The organism is Thermoanaerobacterium sp. RBIITD (genome assembly GCF_900205865.1).
Classification (GTDB): Bacteria; Bacillota; Thermoanaerobacteria; order Thermoanaerobacterales; family Thermoanaerobacteraceae; genus Thermoanaerobacterium.
Genome location: NZ_LT906662.1, coordinates 1,193,149 through 1,212,570, shown reverse-complemented (window position 1 = coordinate 1,212,570; position 19,422 = coordinate 1,193,149). Strand labels below are relative to the sequence as shown.

General features: G+C 33.3%; 13 protein-coding genes and 1 pseudogene. 13 read left to right on the top strand and 1 reads right to left on the bottom strand.

Translation table 11 applies throughout. The features are described from left to right. Window positions 1-189 precede the first annotated feature (189 nt). From CPG45_RS05540 to CPG45_RS05500, 9 genes are all read left to right on the top strand, one after another. The gene (locus tag CPG45_RS05540) at window positions 190-2,589 is read left to right on the top strand and encodes an S-layer homology domain-containing protein (protein ID WP_096231002.1); all 2,400 of its coding nucleotides are present in this window, start codon (window positions 190-192) and stop codon (window positions 2,587-2,589) included. Between the two features lie 510 nt (window positions 2,590-3,099). After that, window positions 3,100-6,624, top strand: coding sequence for a glycoside hydrolase family 10-like protein (locus CPG45_RS05535; RefSeq protein WP_096231001.1), 3,525 nt, complete (start codon window positions 3,100-3,102; stop codon window positions 6,622-6,624). Between the two features lie 29 nt (window positions 6,625-6,653). Then, window positions 6,654-7,340 carry a response regulator transcription factor gene (locus CPG45_RS05530; protein ID WP_502695803.1) on the top strand — a complete coding sequence of 229 codons (687 nt, stop codon included), beginning with the start codon at window positions 6,654-6,656 and terminating at the stop codon, window positions 7,338-7,340. After that, the gene (locus CPG45_RS05525; protein WP_096230999.1) at window positions 7,337-8,710 is read left to right on the top strand and encodes a sensor histidine kinase; all 1,374 of its coding nucleotides are present in this window, start codon (window positions 7,337-7,339) and stop codon (window positions 8,708-8,710) included. The genes CPG45_RS05530 and CPG45_RS05525 overlap by 4 nt, the downstream gene beginning before the upstream one ends. A gap of 204 nt (window positions 8,711-8,914) precedes the next feature. Next, window positions 8,915-10,534, top strand: a complete 1,620-nt coding sequence (locus tag CPG45_RS05520) for a putative hexosyltransferase (RefSeq protein WP_096230998.1) — start codon at window positions 8,915-8,917, stop codon at window positions 10,532-10,534. Window positions 10,535-10,701: 167 nt separating this feature from the next. Further along, entirely contained in the window at window positions 10,702-12,864 is a 2,163-nt protein-coding gene (locus CPG45_RS05515) for a glycosyltransferase family 39 protein (RefSeq protein ID WP_096230997.1), read from the top strand. Between the two features lie 242 nt (window positions 12,865-13,106). Then, window positions 13,107-14,390 (top strand): putative hexosyltransferase, encoded by a 1,284-nt coding sequence (locus CPG45_RS05510; RefSeq protein WP_096230996.1) that lies wholly within the window; start codon window positions 13,107-13,109, stop codon window positions 14,388-14,390. Window positions 14,391-14,499: 109 nt separating this feature from the next. Beyond that, on the top strand, window positions 14,500-15,474 hold the full coding sequence (locus CPG45_RS05505) for a glycosyltransferase family 2 protein (protein WP_096230995.1): 975 nt from the start codon (window positions 14,500-14,502) through the stop codon (window positions 15,472-15,474). After that, the gene (locus tag CPG45_RS05500) at window positions 15,449-15,853 is read left to right on the top strand and encodes a GtrA family protein (RefSeq protein WP_096230994.1); all 405 of its coding nucleotides are present in this window, start codon (window positions 15,449-15,451) and stop codon (window positions 15,851-15,853) included. The genes CPG45_RS05505 and CPG45_RS05500 overlap by 26 nt, the downstream gene beginning before the upstream one ends. A gap of 33 nt (window positions 15,854-15,886) precedes the next feature. On the opposite strand, the gene CPG45_RS05495 is transcribed toward CPG45_RS05500, so the two are convergent. After that, complete coding sequence (locus tag CPG45_RS05495; RefSeq protein WP_096230993.1) at window positions 15,887-16,810, bottom strand: hypothetical protein; 924 nt, start codon at window positions 16,808-16,810, stop codon at window positions 15,887-15,889. A 160-nt stretch (window positions 16,811-16,970) separates the two neighbouring features. Between CPG45_RS05495 and CPG45_RS05490 the strand changes: the two genes are divergently transcribed. The 4 genes and pseudogenes from CPG45_RS05490 to CPG45_RS05475 all read left to right on the top strand — a co-directional run. Further along, on the top strand, window positions 16,971-17,795 hold the full coding sequence (locus tag CPG45_RS05490) for a DeoR/GlpR family DNA-binding transcription regulator (protein WP_096230992.1): 825 nt from the start codon (window positions 16,971-16,973) through the stop codon (window positions 17,793-17,795). Beyond that, window positions 17,743-18,678, top strand: coding sequence for a 1-phosphofructokinase (pfkB, locus tag CPG45_RS05485; protein ID WP_096230991.1), 936 nt, complete (start codon window positions 17,743-17,745; stop codon window positions 18,676-18,678). Before CPG45_RS05490 ends, pfkB begins: the two co-directional genes overlap by 53 nt. A 2-nt stretch (window positions 18,679-18,680) precedes the next feature. Continuing rightward, complete coding sequence (locus CPG45_RS05480; protein WP_096230990.1) at window positions 18,681-19,058, top strand: PTS sugar transporter subunit IIA; 378 nt, start codon at window positions 18,681-18,683, stop codon at window positions 19,056-19,058. After that, window positions 19,034-19,408 (top strand): annotated as a pseudogene (locus tag CPG45_RS05475) (fructose-specific PTS transporter subunit EIIC); the annotation flags it as partial. The gene CPG45_RS05480 and the pseudogene CPG45_RS05475, both read left to right, overlap by 25 nt. Between the last annotated feature and the right edge of the window lie 14 nt (window positions 19,409-19,422).

Genomic DNA, 19,422 nt, shown 5'->3' with positions numbered 1-19,422 from the left:
GTATCACAATGTTAAATGAATATTACAGTTTTATTACAAATTGGTAACATTTATTGACTTCACGATTGACAGGATGATATAATAAACTCAGGTCGGTGGAAAGCCACCATACATAGTTAAAAGCTTTTTGGAAGGTACCACCTTTCAAAAGAAAAATATACATTATTATTAAGGAGGAGGATTTATTCCATGAAGAACCTTAAAAAGTTAATAGCAGTGGTTCTTACATTCACATTGGTGTTCAGTGCAATGGCAGTTGGCTTTGCAGGAACATTTTCAGATGTGAATAGTAGTGCACCGTATGCGAGTGCAGTTGATCGCCTACAATCGTTAGGCTTGGTATCAGGTATGCCAAATGGCACATACAATCCTGATGGTGCTGTTACAAGAGCACAGATGATAGCATTTGTAAATGCAGCAAAGGGTTTACAGGATGCTGCAAAAGTAGCAGCAGGCCCAACAAAATTCAGTGATGTTCCAGCAAATTATTGGGCATCAGGAGATATAAATATTGCTAATCCTGATGGATATCCAGATGGAACATTCAAACCAGACAACACAGTAACATATCCAGAAGCTCTTGCATTATTATTAAGAGCATTGGGTGTTACAGAGAATCTATCATGGCCATATGGTGTTATAGCAAAAGCTGCTGATATAGGTTTGACAGATGGTGTTACATTATCAGCAAATGCTACAATAAATCGTGGTCAAATGGCCGTTTTAGTTAACAATGCATTAGATTTGCCTTTGTATACTTATAATTCAGATGGTGTTCTTACTGAAAAAAAAGATAGTAATGGCAATGTAATAAAATTAATATCAAAAGTTGCTACACCAACTGAATATATCGTTTTAGCTACAGCTGACCAGACGAGCAATGTAGCTGCAGGAAATGTAAAATTACATGATGTTGCTGCAAATAAAGATGTAGTAAAGAGTGCTGGTAGTCTTGATTTTACAAAATATGTTGGTAAAGATGTGAATGTATATTACACAAGCAGTGGTGTTCCAGTATTAGTTGAAGAGAATACAAACAATGTAAAAGAATATAGTGATGCAACAATTAATACTACATCAGGTGAAGTATATGATGCAAGTACAACACCACCAACTGATACAAATGTATCTGTTAAGAGTTTACCAATACTTTACAATGGATATTTAACAAGTTTGACAGCATTAAGCAAAGTTAGCAGCTTGCCATCATCTTTTGATGTAAAACTTATTGATAATAATAATGATGGTAAATATGAATATGCAGTTGTTACAGGATATAATTATGATCCTATGTTTGTAACTGCAAATGTGACTGATAGTGCAAAATATCTGCCTACAGATAATGGCAACTATACATTGGTAAAAGATGACGGAACAGCATATCACTACACAGTTGTTGGTGATGCTGCAAAATTATCAGACATCAAGGCTAATGATGTTGTTTACTACGGTAAACAATACGATGCTGATGGAAATCAGGTAGGTATATACCTCAATGTTGTAAGAAAAACTGTTTCTGGTAAAGTTACAGCGACATATACCGACACTAATAATTATATAACAGTAGCTGGTAAAGATTATAAAAACTTAACTGGAAAAACATTCAGTGCTGGAGATGAAATTACATTTGCACTTGATAAAGATGGTAATGCATTCAGATATATTAGTGGTTCTATAACAACTTCGTCAAATTATGGTATAGTTCTTAACAGTGCGTTTGACACTTCAAAATTAATTGCAAAAATAGAACTTTTAACTGCTGATGGCAAAGATACAGTATATACATGGGATACATCTAATACTGCTGCAGTACAGGATGATATTACAAAAGGTACATTGGTGAAATTTGATATTAATTCTGATAAGACTGTAGTATCTAATGTTTATGATAGCAGTGTAGGTGATGTTATCTTTAGAACGTCATCATTTACATCAGGGAAGTATGATGCTACAAGCAATACACTCCAAGCAGCAGCAAATTCTAGCACATATTATTACTTAAATAGCAGCACAGTAGTATATGTAAAAGATGCAAATGGTAATTACTCAGTTGCTAAACTATCAGATGTTACATCAAGTGACAGCTATACAGTTAATGCAATTGCATATGACAATTACAATAATGTAAAAGCTATTGTATTTGATAATCCTGCTTTTGTATCATCTGATACAACAACAACGAATGTATTTGTAACAAAACAGTATACAGTTTCGACATCAAATGGTGATTTCAATAGAATTACAGGATATGTAAATGGACAGAGCCAGACATTTGATACTGTTAATGATTCCTATACAACAGTAGCTGGTTCAGTATATGCACTTAAAGTTGATAATGCTAGTGGTAAAGTAGTAAGTGTATCACCATTGACATCTACATCTGTTACATTCGGGAAAATTGATACAGTTAACATGACATTAGATGTAACTGGTGGTAATGGTCATTATCTACTTGCTCCTGGCTACCAGATTATAAAAGATAATGGTGATGGAACATATTCAGTTAAATATGCTTCCAACTTATCTAGTGGTACATCAATTATTATATACACTGATTCAACTGGAAAAGTAGTTGCAATAAAATATTAATTATGTCTATCAATCAAAGAGTCCTCCTCCTTTTGGGGGACTCTTTTTTTATGTTAAAATAAAGAAACTGTAACTATTTTAATGTTCCGCTTTTCTCTCTGAAGGCATATCTGCCTTTCTTTTTCATCCTGGCTTAATTAAATTAAAAACTCTACAGTCATGCTTTCTTTTTTTTAATCGCATTTATATGTTAATGTTTGGTTTTGTCTTAAACATCTTTTAATAGATATTTTTAAATTTAAGATAAAGGAAGAAAAGAAGAGCTAATGCTCTAAATTATTTAAAATAAATTAATGACAGTATTAATTGAATTGAATATTCAATCCTTAACTTGATGCAAGATTATGGGAATGGTCAATTTTCATAATCTTGCGTTTTTTGTCTTTTTTATTCTTTAATAAGATAAATATAAATACATGATCTTATGATATAATTAATATATGGGCTAAGTGGCATTCAGCTTGAAGTACAATTTAAATTACAGAATTAAAAAAAGGGATGTGATAACTATTGACTTATGCCAAAAAAACTTTATCACTAATACTTGCAGTAGCACTTCTTTTAAGCTTCAATATTAGCTACATATTTGCTGATACTGGAACTATGACTGGAACAACTGGTTCAAATACACCATCGGGTATAGAAGCAAATACTGTAGCAAATGATGTATATAACCTGCCTGAAAAATATTTTAAAGTTGATGAAATAGTTGTACCAATAGATGATGTAAATAAAGATAGGCAGGAAGGGTCAGTTATAGTCTATACACCGGCATATGGTAAATCCACAAATACAAACCAGTGGGGCATGGAGATAACAGTTGTAAATAATATCGTAACAAAAGTCACAAAACCGGATTACATAAATGCAAATAATTCAGACATACCGGAGAATGGCTCAGTTATATCAATACATATTGCAAACCCGATATGTGATAAACTTCTTGAAACGGTAAAAGAAGGTGACAAAATAGAGGTTGTCTTAGATAATTTTAATACTACGACGATGTGGAAAGTAAGTTATAATGCGATTGATCCTAAGACAGAATCAGACAACCCTTACGGATATTATTTTCCAGGTATGAGAGGGCCTGACCAGCTTATTGTTTATGATAGCTTATATGGTAAAAAAACAGGGACTAATGATTATGGCTATGAAGTTGTGGTAAGCAAAGATGGTAAAATTATATCTGTAGGTGGGAATAACTCTGATATACCAGATGGCGGTTTTGTTGTATCAGGCCATGGGAAAAGTGCGGAATGGCTTATAAAATATGCAACACTCGGGTCAAATGTCACGATAGACAAGGCTAATAAAGAGGTAATAATAGAGCATACACCTGTGTCATACATAGATGAAGCCGAGTATAGGCTCAATATGGTTGAAAACAATCTAATCGATGCAAAAAAAGAATTTAAGGATATTCCCTATAATGATATACAATCAATAATAGATAATGCGAAGATAAAGTTGAATAATGCGAAGAATTACATAAATAATGGATCATATAAAGATGCAGAAGTTGTTATAAAATCACTTGATGATGACATCAATAAAGCAACGTACATGTCTTTTGCATCAGAGAAAGTAGAGAGCCGCGCTGTCTGGATAAAGCCTAAAGAAAAAAGCCTCGAAGAAGTTGTAAAAAATCTCGACATGATGAAGAGCATAAACATAAATACTATATACCTCGATACATTCTGGTCTGGCTACACCATATATCCAACAGATAGTAAATATACAGAGCAAAATCCTGTATATGAAGGCTTTGATGTTCTTGACGCATATATAAAAGAAGCACATAAAAGGGGAATGGCTGTATATGCGTGGACAGAAAATTTCTTAATAGGGACTTCAGATGTCGGAAATGGTGGACCTATAAAAGAGAAAATGCCTGAATGGCTTTTGATAAGTCGCAAAGGCGATAATTACACGTTAGATAAATATGGCATTAAATATTACTTCTTGAATCCTATGATTCCCGATGCGAGGAATTTTCTGTCGGATTTGTATAAAGAGCTTGCAGCTAAATATGACATAGACGGCATCCAATTTGACTACATGAGATTTCCAAATTCAAATGATTATTCAAATGACTTTGGATATGATGACTATACAAGAGAATTATTCAAACAATACACAGGGGCAGATCCAAAATATCTGGATGTAAATGGTGATATGTGGCAGCTGTGGAATTACTTTAGGATGAATATAGTAAATACATTTGCTTACAGTGTCATATCAGAGCTTAGGACGATAAAACCGGGACTAAAAATAGCTGCAGATGTATGGCCGAATTACAGCACAGCAACATCAGATATTTTTCAGGATTCAAAAGATTGGACAGTAAAAAACTATATTGATACATTGAACCCAATGTCATACAATACGACGGTTTCACTTGTTGCTGCAGATTTGAAAAATACATTGGATTTTGCTAATGGTCATTCCGATGTTGTTCCAGGCATTGGTACATCTATTGGCACTGACAATGTGACACTTTTAAAGCAGATAGAGGCAATAAGGGATAATAGTGCAAGTGGCGTCGGACTCTTTGAATTTGAGTCTTTGTTCAAAAAGGGGTATGACGCTGCACTTAAATCCGGTGTTTTCAGTACACCAGCAGTAATCCCTGATAAAGATCCTGTTGTTGCAACTACTACTATACTTAATGATATTTTAACAAATATCGACGGGATATATGTTAAATTTGGTGGGATGACGCAAAACCAGGCATATTCGTATAAAAACTTGATTGGTGGTATAGCTAATACTGCAAAATCTTCTATGACAATTGAAAATGCGAAGAATATTGTAAACAGTATTGACAATGCCGTAAATACGATAAATAGCGACAAAAGTCTTAATGCGAATGTAGCATCTAAATTGACAAATGATTTGGGAAGATGCAAAAATATTCTCGGTAGTTTTTTAGCAAATGAGGAGTTTAGGTCAAATCATGTAATAGATGATATAAAAGTAGAAATACCATCAATAGATTTAAATAAGGGCAATATATTGCCTATAAAAGTAAAGGCATCATTTAGTGACAACAAACTTGACAATATTTATCTTGACCCGTCTCAATACGATATATCATCAGATAATACTGCTGTAGCAGAAGTTTCAAATGGTGCCTTAAAAATTAATGGCATCGGCAAAGCGAATATAAGAGTCAATATAAAGGGTAATCTGAATATTAAACCTGGAACAAATACAAAATTCAGTTTCTCTGTTGATACAAATTCATTAAATCAAACGGCTACAGCTTTAAATGGCAGGTTAAAAGCAGTAGATTCAGATGGTAGTGGTATATTATTAGATTGGAGCGGTAGTATTGTAAATTCGAATATAGCAGGATATATCGTTGTAAGAAATGATGAAGAGATAGCAAGGGTCAACAAAACGAATTATAAGGATATGACATATACACCGGGAGAATCTTACGATTACAAAATAGAAGCATTTGATGCATCAGGCAAAATATTAGACACAAGCAATGTGATAAATGTTAAAACGAAGCTTGATAAAGGTAAAAACAATTATATTTACTTAAGCGGCACTACCAGTGTATATGGAAATATCGCACTGTATAGAGTAGATGAGGCGAAATCATTGGACATAATAAAAAATGCAGGAAATGATTTAGCAATTAACTTAAGTGGTGACGAAAATTCTCTTTCAGAAGAAGTTGTTGTACCTGTTTCAGTCTTGAATGCAATAAAAACGGCTCAAAGAAACCTGATTATTGAAACAGGTGATGTAAAAATTGCGTTTTCAAAAGATTTACTAAATCTTAACGATACATATGGTGATGTATCGATTAAAATAATTGATAAAGGTGCAGCACAAAAGACAGGCAATCTTACGCCGGTTTCAGATATATACGATATAACAGTAACAAAAAATGGACAGGATGTAAATATTCCTATATCTGTTGCAATAAATTCAAAGGGCTCAACTGATCCAAGAAAAGTTGGTACGTATAAATACAATGAAGCAACGGGCAAATGGGAATATATAAATGCAATATAGATAATGGTAGGGTTATATAAAGTCTTGAGGTGATAAATTTGTCTAAAAGGATTTATCTTGTAGAAGATGAAAAGAGCCTTAATATTTTACTTGAAAAATATTTACAGCGTGAAGGTTATGAAGTGACTACTTTTTTAAACGGAAATTCTGCAATAGAAAGAATAAAGGACTTGCCTGACCTTTGGATTTTGGATATAATGCTGCCGGATATTGATGGGTATGAATTAATTAAAGCTATTAAGGAATACAATAAAAAGACGCCTGTTATATTTATGTCTGCAAGAAACGAGGAGCTTGACAGGGTAGTTGGGCTGGAACTTGGCAGCGATGATTATTTATCAAAGCCATTTTTACCGAGGGAACTTGTTATTAGAACTAATAAACTTATGGAAAGAATTTATGGAAATGAAAATGATGAGCCTGAAGACATGCTTAGTATTGGTGAATACAGGATAAGTAAAAGACAGAGGACGGTTTTCGAAGGAGATAATGAGATTCAGCTTACAAACAAGGAGTTTGAACTATTAAATTATCTTGTTAAAAACAAGAACATTTTAGTATCAAGGGAGCAGATTTTAAATAGCATTTGGGGTGAAAATTATTTTGGTTCAGACAGAGTAGTTGATGATACTATTAGAAGGCTTAGAAAAAAAGTTAATAAATTAAATATTGAAACCGTATATGGGTACGGTTATAAATTGGTGTTTAAATCATGAGGCGCTTTAAATTTAAATCATTAACAATGAGAATATGGGTAACTTTTACAGCTGTAATTTTAATTATAATATGCAGTATATCGATTTTATATTTATTCGCCTTTAGAAAAATTGATGAGAATGCAAAGATCCAAGATCTAAAAGTTGCTCATGAGATACTGCTAAAGAATAATAATTTTAATCAACCCGTTAACAACTTTGGTGAAATGAGAAACCTTAAAGGCAGCGATAATTTTATCATAAATATAGATAACAATAATAGAACTCTAATTATAGATATAGATAAAAAAGAGCCTCCGCCGTTGCCTTACTCACCCGGTTATAGCAATTTGGCAGTTAAAATGTGGATGGCCAGCTTCATAAAAGATGGCAATATTCATGAAAAGCAATTTAAGGAAGTTTACAATAATATAGAATTTTTCTTTATAATAAGCTCTATTAAATATGGCAATACAGGAAAATCGTATTTAATATCATATATGCCCAATATAGTAGATAATAGATTACTGTACATGGTAATTGTAATAGGAATTATATTTATAACTATTGGTTTTTTTGCGGCAAAGGTTGTTGCAAGCTATATTTCAAAACCTTTAAAAGAGCTTGAAGATTATACGATAAGAATAGCTCATAAAGACTGGAAGGAACCAATTAAAGTTAAGAGTGATGATGAAATAGGAAGGCTTGTAGAATCTATGAACCGAATGCAAAAAGAATTGAAACACGCAGATGAAGAAGAAAAAATGTTTTTGCAAAGTATATCTCACGATTTAAAAACTCCGGTTATGGTTATCATGAGCCATGCCGATGCAATCATCGATGGTGTATATATAGACTCTGTTGAAAAAACCGCCGAAATAATAAGGGACGAGGCTGCCAGATTAGAAAAGAAAATTAATCAGATGCTGTACTTAAATACACTTGATTATGTTCTGGAAAATAGCAATAAAAACGTTGATATAAATTTACATGATCTGCTCATTCATATAATAAACAGGTTTGAAATTATTAATAGCAGAATAGAATGGAATTTAGATATAGACGAAATTATAATCACCGGAGATATTGATAAAATACAAGTTTGTATTGAGAATATTCTAGATAATGCATTAAGATATGCAAGAGAAAAAATTTTTGTAACTTTAAAAAAAGAAGGACACTATGCAGTACTGGAAATATACAATGATGGGCCAAATATAGACAAAAAACATATAGACCATATCTTTGATAAACTTTATAAAGATAAAACTGGAAACTTTGGTTTAGGTCTTGCTATTTCCAAAAAAATTATAGATTTCTACAACGGAGAAATTAAGGCCGTAAATAGAGATAAAGGCGTAAGCTTTATAATAAAATATCCACTCAAATAATAGCAACCAGCATTACTGCTGATTGCTATTATTTTATGCTATCACATAAAATTCACATAATTATTTGATATTCATGCAACAAATGTAAGTTATAATTCTAATAAAACCACATGATGATGCCACAATGGTTTGTTTTCATTTAAGCAAATAAAATCTAGTTAAATTAAAAAGGTTTTAAGGACTTTAAAGAAAGGGTTGTTCAAAATGAGCATAAAAATTATGCATAAAAGACAAATATTTAAAGTTAGCATGCTTTTAATTCTGGGATTATCAGTTTTTATATGTATTTATGCACTATTGAATTATAATGATAGCACGGTATCAACCCCAAATAACATTGAACATCGTATGCCACCGATAAATGCTAGAAATCAAATATCCGGTGATGGAAATCAAATACATGGAAAGCGGTTCCCGGATGTAAACTCGCCACAGCATATGGCGCCACAAAATGGAAGGATATTCGGTATGAATATAAGTTCTGGTTTTAAATATGCACCACTACTTACTACATATTCAATAATATTTTTATTTTTATTTATTGCAGCATACTATCTTTTTATATATAAAAGTAAAAAAATTAACTTTGATAATGAAAAGATGTTAATACTTATTTTACTCTGCATAGGGCTGCTTTTGCGCATTTCTTTAGCAACATTAGTAGAAGGCCATCCCGTTGATATAAATATTTTTAGAAGCTGGGCAACATCTGCTGCAAATAACCTCTTTAAATTTTATTCAAACACAATGTCAAGCGATTATCCGCCATTGTATATCTATGTCCTGTTTCTTGTTGGCAAAATTGCAAGTATCCCGGCGCTTTCTCACTATTATACAATACTGTTAAAGCTGCCATCGATAGCAGCCGATATTGCTACATCATACCTTATTTACAAGCTGGCTAGAAGATATCTTTCACAGGAAATTAGTATTTTCATATCCGCATTTTATATTTTTAATCCGGCTGTTTTTATTAATTCAACTATCTGGGGGCAGGTAGATTCTTTCTTTACATTTTTTGTTGTATCGTCATTATTTTTTCTGTCAGAAGAAAAAATTATGCTATCTTCTGCCTTGTTTACAGCCGCAGTGCTTATGAAGCCACAAGGGATTATCTTTCTGCCTGTGCTTTTCTTTGAATTAATAAGGGAAAAAAGTTTCATGAGCTTTATAAAAGCAGCAGCTTCTGCATTAATTACATCTGCAGTTATTATACTACCATTTACTTCAAGCAAAGATGTATTATGGATTTTTAAACTGTTTTCAAGCACTGTGTCAGAATATCCTTACGCTTCAGTCAATGCATTTAACTTTTTCAGTTTGCTCGGAGCAAATTACTTAAAGGATAATTCTATACTCTTTGTATTCAGCTATCATATCTGGGGAATTATCTTTATAGCTATTATTACAGCATTTTCATGGTTTATTTATATTAAGGCAAACAGCAGCTTGTATGCTTTTGCAGCGGCACTTATTCAGATAGCAGGCGTATTCACTTTTTCAACCGGTATGCATGAGAGATATTTGTTTCCAGCTGCTGCCCTGACAATTATAACTTTTATATATCTTAGGGATAAAAGGTTGCTTCTTTTATTCTGCGGATTTAGCGCTGCTATTTACATCAACACCTATTATGTCCTCTTTGAAACCTTTAAAGGTATAAATTCAGTGATATATGACCCTGTACTTATACTTACTTCGCTTTTGAATATACTTTTGTTTGTTTACCTCACAAAGATTTTATTCGATATCGCTGTAAAAAAAAGGACATATACTTTAAATGTTAGCAATTTGCAATCACATAAAGTTCACACAATTATTTGATACTGATGCGATAATTGACAGTTATAATTCGAAATATGAAATTTTTGTTGTTTACTTAAAAATTACTAAAAAAATTAAATGAAGTATATTTTAAATGTAAAGCTAAAATAATCGTTACAATTATGGCACAAATAACAAATTTTCTTTCGTATAAGGAGGAAGCAAAAATGAAAAAAATAAAGATTTCAAAAGAAATGTTTGCATTATCACTAATTTTATTGTTGTCAGCAATTTTAAATTTTACAAATTTAAGCATAGAAGGATATGCAAATCAATATTATGCTGCTGGTGTAAAAAGCATGACTATGAGCTTAAAAAATTTCTTCTTTGTATCATTTGACCCCGCCGGATTTGTGTCAATTGACAAACCGCCTCTGGGCTTTTGGATTCAGGCAATCTCTGCTAAATTATTTGGCTTCAGCGGATGGAGTTTAATTTTTCCTCAAGCTCTTGCTGGAGTGATTTCAGTCGCGATAATGTACATCATTGTTAAAAGGTCTTTTGGAAGTGCAGCAGGACTCATAGCGGCTTTAAGCCTTGCAGTGACACCGGTTTTTGTTGCAGATAGCAGAAATAATACAATAGATAACTTGCTTGTTTTAACCTTGCTTCTAGCTTGCTTAGCTCTATCTATAGCTGCTGAAAAGGGAAAGTTAAAATACCTTATATTAAGTTTAGGTTTAGTTGGCATTGGTTTTAATATAAAAATGCTACAGGCGTACATGATAGTTCCGGCTTTATATATAACCTATCTTATCTCTTCTGCAATACCTATCAAAAAAAGAATATCGCATCTCATCATTGGTACGGTTATTCTTCTTTTAGTTTCACTTTCCTGGGCTATAGTTGTAGATTTGGTCCCTGCAGGAAGCAGACCTTATGTAGGAAGCAGTACAAATAATACAGTAATGGAGCTTATAGTAGGACACAACGGACTAGAGAGGCTCGGCATTGGAGGTACTGGTGCTCCAGGTGGTAGAAACCAGGGCAAGGGCTTTAATGGTCAGGGACAACCCGGAAACTTTAATGTTCAGGGACAAACTGTAAATAGTGATAATGCTACTTCTAGTGCAACAAAGACAGGACAATATGGGCAAGGTGTACCTGGAAGCTCTTTTAATGGAGACAGCCAAAGACCGGGAATTCCAGGAACTAACGGTCAGGATGGAATGACGCCAGGATTTGGCGGAAGAAACATGCAGCGACCTGGAGGCGGCATGGGAGGAACCTTTGGAGGCCGGGAAAAGGCAAGCATAATAAGGTTATTTTCTAACAACAGTTTATCAGATCAAATAATATGGTTATTCCCTCTTGCGATATTTGGCTTTGTATCAGAGATAATAAGGAAAAAACTTAAAAGACCTTTTAATAGCAAAGAAAAGTTATCATTAATATTATGGATTACGTGGCTGTTACCCGTGTTTATATATTTCAGCTTTACAACTGGCTTGTTCCACCCGTACTATTTAACCATGCTTGCACCACCAATTGCGGCTCTTTGTGGAATTGGAATTGTATCAATGTGGCAGCTTTATAAAGAAGGTGGATGGAAGTCATGGATTTTACCGGCTGCACTTATCACAGACGGGTTAATCCAGATGTTGATATTATCTTACTATTACAAAATATCAAGCGCCACTAAGGTTATAATGATAGCATTATCAGTTTTATGCTTTGTATCATCAGCTATACTTATTATTGTAAATTTAATAAAAAGTGAAAATACAAAGATAAAAAAGATATTAGTAAGTACTGCCATTGCGGGTCTTTTAATAGCTCCTACAGTTTGGTCGGCTACTACGATGTTTTATCCGATGTCCGGAACTTTTCCTTCTGCTGGATTAGGACTTGCGTCCAATAAAGGAATGATGGACTTTAATACTAATACTAATGATAACCGCAATACAAAATTGATAAAATTCTTAGAAAAAAATAAAGGAAATGCAAAATATCTACTTGTTGTTTCTTCAGCGCAGAGTGCCGAGGACATAATAATTAAGACTGGTGAACCTGTCATGGCTCTTGGAGGTTTTTCAGGCAGTGATAATATACTAAGCCTTAATCAATTTAAACAATTGGTTAAAAAAGGAGAAATAAGGTATGTAATGGTAGGCGGTATGGGAATAAGGTCAAGTAATGATATTATGAACTGGGTTAAAGAAAATGGTAAAGTTGTTTCTGAAAGTGAATGGAAAGATTCCAATTTGTTAGACAACCAGCAAGGCAGTGGAGAAAACAATATAAATTCAGGAAATCAAAATTTTGGTGGATTTGGTGATAGAAATTTTGAGCAGTTGTATGATTTGAAAGGAATTTATGATAATCTTTAAGATTATCATAAATACTTCTCATGTATAAATATATGCTTTGAAGGAGGAATAGTAAATGCCGGTTTTAGTATGTGTAGGAGAATTATAGCTAATAAATGAGGGAGATGTGATATTTAAAAAAGATTTTTATTAGTATTATTATTGGTTTTGCTTTGCTATTGCTTATAATGATAAAAATCAGAAATATATGTACAATATGGTATCAAATAATTAAAATATATGTTAAAATATGATAAGAGGGAATGATAGTTTTAAATGAAAGGAATATGAACGTGATTCAAGAAAATTTGAACATGAAGAAGGTTGCTATATTAATTATATCACTTTTTATAATTAGTAGAGGCATTATGCTTTTTGAAGGATATCTTGGAAAGAATTTGTTCAGTAGCTATGTTAACCCTTCTACATATGTTTATAATGATTATGGAACATGGCAGAGCAAAACCATGAAATTGCCGGACACTGTAAGGGATACTAAGTTTTTTAATATTGAGGATTTTAATAAATTTGATGCCGGATGGTATTTAAAAATAGTAGAAAAGGGTTATGACAAATACAAGATGAGTGAAAAGCATCCCGCTGCAAACTGGGTGTTTTTCCCGCTTTACCCGATGACAATAAAAGCGGTTCATATAGTACTGCCATTTTTGGATTATAGTATAATTGGAATATTATTATCAAATATATTTTTAATAATAGCTTTGGTCTATATGTATAAATTTTGTATTGAGATAAAGGGATTTTCCAGTGATGTTGGATTAAAAACTTTGTTTTTTATATTGATTTATCCCACATCATTATATTTCTCCATTATGTACACAGAAAGCTTGTTTTTACTTCTATCAATATTAAGTATTTATTATGTCTATAAGAAGAAATATTTTATAGCTTTAATATTTGCATCATTGTCAACAGTCACAAGAGTACCCGGGTTTATAAATGTGTTTTTAGTTCTTATGACAATGCTTTATCAGGAGAGAAAAAGATTTGATCACAAGTTAATAGGAAAGTTTATATTGTATGGCATTATATCAGGTATACCGCTTTTTATATATTTTTTGTATTTAAAAGGCCTAACAGGAGATTTCTTAGCTGCAGTACATGAACAATTTAATTGGGGCAGAGTAACGACAATACCACTTTTGGCATATTTTAAATTTTTAAAATATCCTTATTTTGGCGCATATGGTGGATGGGATAATGGTTTAATTTCATTTATAATGACAACGTCAGTGTTCGGAGGATATATAGGCATATTTATATATGAATTTATAAAGAGAAATATTGATTTTCAAGAAATTATATTTTTCATATACGGTCTTTTGCTGTTGCTTATGCCATATACTACGGCAGAATCTATGACAAGCATTGTAAGATATATGATGGTATCTATACCTGTATTTATATATCTCGGGAAAATGGCATCAAAGAGAAAATCTATAAATTATCTGTATACATGGTTATTTTTAGGACTAAATACCATTTATGTTATTGCTTTCATAAATAATTATTTCTTCGTAGTTTAATGGGAGAAGTAGATTTGTGAGACGTTTCAATGAATGTACAATACAATTGAAATGATGGATAAATTAATATTATTCCAATGATATAATGAATGAAGAAAGGAGACATGTTATGTCAGATAGTGTAAAATATTCTATAGTTGTACCGGCTTTCAATGAGGAATCACTAATCGAGGAGTCGTATAAGCGCCTTAAAAAAGTCATGGATTCGGCAGGTGAGACATATGAGCTTATATTTGTAAATGATGGTAGCCGAGACAGGACAGCGGAAATATTGATGAGAATATGTGAAAATGATAGCCATGTCAAATTAATCAGTTTTTCAAGGAATTTTGGCCACCAGATTGCTATAACCGCTGGCATGGATAATGCAAAAGGCGATGCTGTTGTCGTAATTGATGCTGATTTACAAGATCCGCCAGAGGTAATACTAAAGATGATTGAGAAGTGGAAGGAAGGCTATGATGTCGTATACGGCAAAAGAGCAAAGAGAAAGGGAGAATCCTTCTTTAAGCTATTTACTGCCAGAGTTTTCTACAGATTATTAAAAAACCTTACAAATATAGATATACCGGTTGATACAGGAGATTTCCGCCTTATTGACCGTAAAGTTTGTGATGTAATGAATTCAATTAATTCGATTAAAGAGAAAAATAGGTATATAAGAGGGCTTGTGAGCTGGGTAGGTTTTAAGCAGACTGGTGTAGAATATGTAAGAGACCCGAGACTATCTGGTGAAACTAAGTATACGCTAAAAAAGATGCTGAAGCTTGCGATGGACGGTATAACATCTTTTTCATATGTACCGCTTAAATTGCCAGTACAGCTTGGAGGATTCTTGACTGTCATAAGCTTACTGTACTTAGTAGCAGCACTTATATTAAAGCTCTTTGCCGTTAATACATCTATGTGGGGTGTAATGATTGCTGTAAATGTCTTACTTGGTGGTATTAACTTCATGATCCTTGGGGCATTTGGCGAGTACATCGGCAGAATTTATGACGAGGTAAGGGACAGACCCTTATATATAATTGCAAAGAAAGTAGGTTTTGATAAGGAAAATGGAACAAATAAGGAAAATAATTAAAAGCAAAAATGGCTTGGTGCAGTTTATTAAGTTTAATTTAGTAGGGGTTGTAAATACTTTAGTTGACTTCGCCGTCTTTACGCTCCTCACATTCTTAGGAGTTTATTACATGGTGGCACAAGTTATTTCATACAGCTGCGGTGTTGTAAATAGCTTTATTATGAATAAATACTGGACATTTGGCGTTAAATCAACACCACAGGGTCTTGAAGTGATAAAATTCATTATTGTAAATATTATATCGCTTGGAGTCTCCCTCGCAATACTTTACCCTTTAAAGCCCCATTTAGGTGTATTTTATGCCAAGATAATAGCTACCATATTTTCAATGATAGTAAACTTTATAGGCAACAAGCTATGGGTATTTAAAAGGGCTTAAAATTAAAATAATATTATGCGCCGCATTTAAACACTAAAATTTGTTCCTTGAAGCTTCTAGTAGTTTTTTCTCAAGCTCATCTATATTATATTTTCTTTGCGGATATGAGTTATAATAATTCTTTGGTGCTGCATTTGTTCTTGCAGCATCTTTTAATATGTCTTTATCTTTTATGTAGTTTTGTATTACCTTCTCTAGAAATCTTGAAGGGTATTTTATGTCCTTTCCTCTCATCTTTGATAAGCAAATCTTCATCTCATCATCTGTAAGATTGTATTTTTCCTGCAACGTTTTTTTATCGCAGTACTTTTTTGGCTTTTCAATTTCTGCATACATCATATCATTGATATGATTGATTGATTTATATATTTTATTATCTATCATATCATTCTGATCTGATATGATCTTATTGTTTTCAATTTTTGAAAGTGAGCCATTTATTAGTATTTCTGTATCTGCTGATCCACCCTCTTTTATAATATTTGAATTCGGTGCAAAATCTTTGTCGATATTTTCGACACTTGTATAATCAGCAGATGTCATATTTTGCCATGTGTCGAAATCAGTATTTCCCCTTATTTCGTCATATTTATACGTCACACCTTGAATATGAGGATTTTGTCTTATTGTGTAATATTTCTTAATGTGGAGCTTGTCTTCGTTATCGACAAAGCATACTAAAAGTCCTTCTTCAATTGCATTTTTCAAGCATTTGCTTATAATACCTGTCGAAAGGCCTGTACCATCGTCTATTCGGCCGCCTTTTCCATCATACCTTCCAAACTGTATTTCATTTATTGTAAGTTTTATTGGTTCATTGTTCCCACATCCTATAGTATGCTTTAAAATATACATTATGACCTTTAGTTGGGACCCGCTCATAGTTGAAAACTTTGTGAAGAATTCCATAGGAAACTTGATATAATCGAATTTCAAAAAATTAATACCGTTGAACATTTTTTTGTTCCTCCCTTTTAAATTTTTGAACTACATATAATATAGTAAAAAAGTGAAAATGTTATATATAAATAATTGACAAAAAAACATTTTCATTATATAATCATAAATGAGCAGAAATAATCAATAATTATCATCTGCTTTGAATGGATGTGATTGGATGTTTGGTGAAGAGCGCAGGATGAAGATTGCAGAGCTTTTAAGTAAAGATAAAAGCATGACGGTGTCTGAGCTAAGTGAAATTTTAGGCGTATCGGAATCTACTGTAAGAAGAGATCTTCGTATGCTGGAGATGGACGGTTTCATTCAGAGGACACACGGCGGTGCTATATTAAATACACACACACATTATGAGCCGTCTTTTGTGGAAAAAGAGGACTATGAGCTTTCGTCAAAGATGAAAATCGGCAAGATTGCTGCATCGATTATAGAAGAAGGTGACTCTATAATATTGGATGCTGGCACGACGACATTGATGATTGCGAAATCTTTACCAGACATACATCTTACTGTCGTGACGAACTCGCCAATAATTGCGATAGAGCTTTCAGGTTATCACAATATTGAGCTTATTGTAACAGGCGGCATAGAGAGGCTTAATACAAAGGCACTTGTAGGACCCATAGCGGAAATGGTAATCAGAAACTTCAAAGTGGATAAGGCTTTTATTGGTGCAAATGCGGTATCGTACGAAAATGGCCTTATGACTCCAGATCTTATAGAAGCGAATACAAAAAAGGCCATGATTGAGGTTTCAAATGAGGTATATGCTGTAGTCGATCATACTAAATTCGGCAAAAAATCTTTTGTAAAATTTGCGGATATTAAAGATATAACAGCGATTATAACAGATGATGAATTAGATTATGAGATAGTAAAGAAGTATGAGCAAGCAAATGTAGATATATTAAATTTAGGAAAGGATGTAGACGATGATAACGACAGTAACACTGAATCCGGCGATAGACAAGACATTGATAATTGATGAATTTAAAGTAGGTGCTGTAAATAGAGTATCAAGAGCTATGATTGATGCTGGTGGGAAAGGCATAAATGTCGCTAAAAACCTTAAAAACTTAGGGAATGATGTGGTGTGTCTTGGCTTTATGGGACCAAACGGCAAGTACATCGAAGATGTCCTCAATAAATTAGGCATTAAATCTGACTTTGTTCAAATCAAAAGCGATATAAGGATAAATATAAAGATAATCGATGAAAAATTTCACACGTATACAGATATAAATGAAGCTGGGCCTTACGTTTCAGATGATGAAGTTGAGAAGTTAATTTCGAGCATAAATGAGCATGTCGATTTCTCAAATGTGATTGTTTTGTCTGGTAGTTTACCACCAAGTGTCGACAAAAGGTTTTACGGATATGTTATTGAAAAAATCAAGAAAAAAGGCATAAAAGTTATACTGGATGCTGATGGAGATGCTTTGAAATACGGCATTGAGGCAAAACCTTACATGATAAAGCCTAACGTACATGAGCTTTCACAAATTGCAGGAAAAAAACTTGAAAGAAAAGATGAAATAATTGAAGAAGGCATGAAGATTATTGAAAATGGTGTTTCAATAGTTGCTGTATCAATGGGTGGCAAAGGCAGCCTTGTTTTGACAGACGAGAAGATATATTTTGTAAAGCCTATAAAAGTCGATGTGAAAGGTACAGTTGGCGCTGGCGATGCATATGTTGCAGGATTTGCCCATGGCATATACAATGGGCTTTCTATCGAAGAGACAATAAGATTTGCAGCTGCTGCATCTACGTCAGTTGTAATGAGGGAAGGCACAAAAGCTTGTACATTAAATGATGTATATGAATTAAAGGATAAAATTGAGATTGAAATAATTGAAAGGAGATAAATATGATAGAAAAAATACTTGATAAAGATATGATGATATTCGACCTTAAGTCAAAGGATAAGCTATCTGTTTTAAAGGAGCTGATAAATCTATTAGTGTCGAAGGGTATAGTTACAGATTCTGATAAATTTTTGGATGTTGTGTTAAAAAGAGAAGAAGAATATACGACAGGAATTGGCATGGGCATAGCTATTCCACATGGGAAAAGCAGCCTTGTAAAAAGAGCAGCATTAGTATTTGGAAAATCAAAGGAGGGGATAGACTACGATTCGATGGATGGAAAACCGGCACACCTGTTTTTCCTGATTGCGGCACCTGAGAATTCAGACAATCTACATCTAAAAATTTTGGCTAAGCAGCGGCAATGGCAGCGGGAATGACTCCACCGCTTGGACTTGCTCTTGCAACAGTATTGTTCAAAAACAGATTTACTAAGGAAGAAGTAGAAGCTGGCAAGGCTGCTTGGGTGCTTGGTGCATCATTTATTACAGAAGGAGCAATACCATTTGCAGCAGCTGATCCTTTTAGGGTAATACCATCAATTATGGTAGGCTCAGCTGTTACAGGTGCACTTTCAATGTTATTCCACATTGAACTTAGAGCACCCCACGGCGGGATATTCGTAATACCAATCGCTGTATCAAATCCGCTTTTGTACATCGTGGCAATACTTGTTGGCATGGTTGTGACAGCTTTGATGATAGGGCTTTTGAAAAAGAAAATATCTTGATATATCGCTCCGGT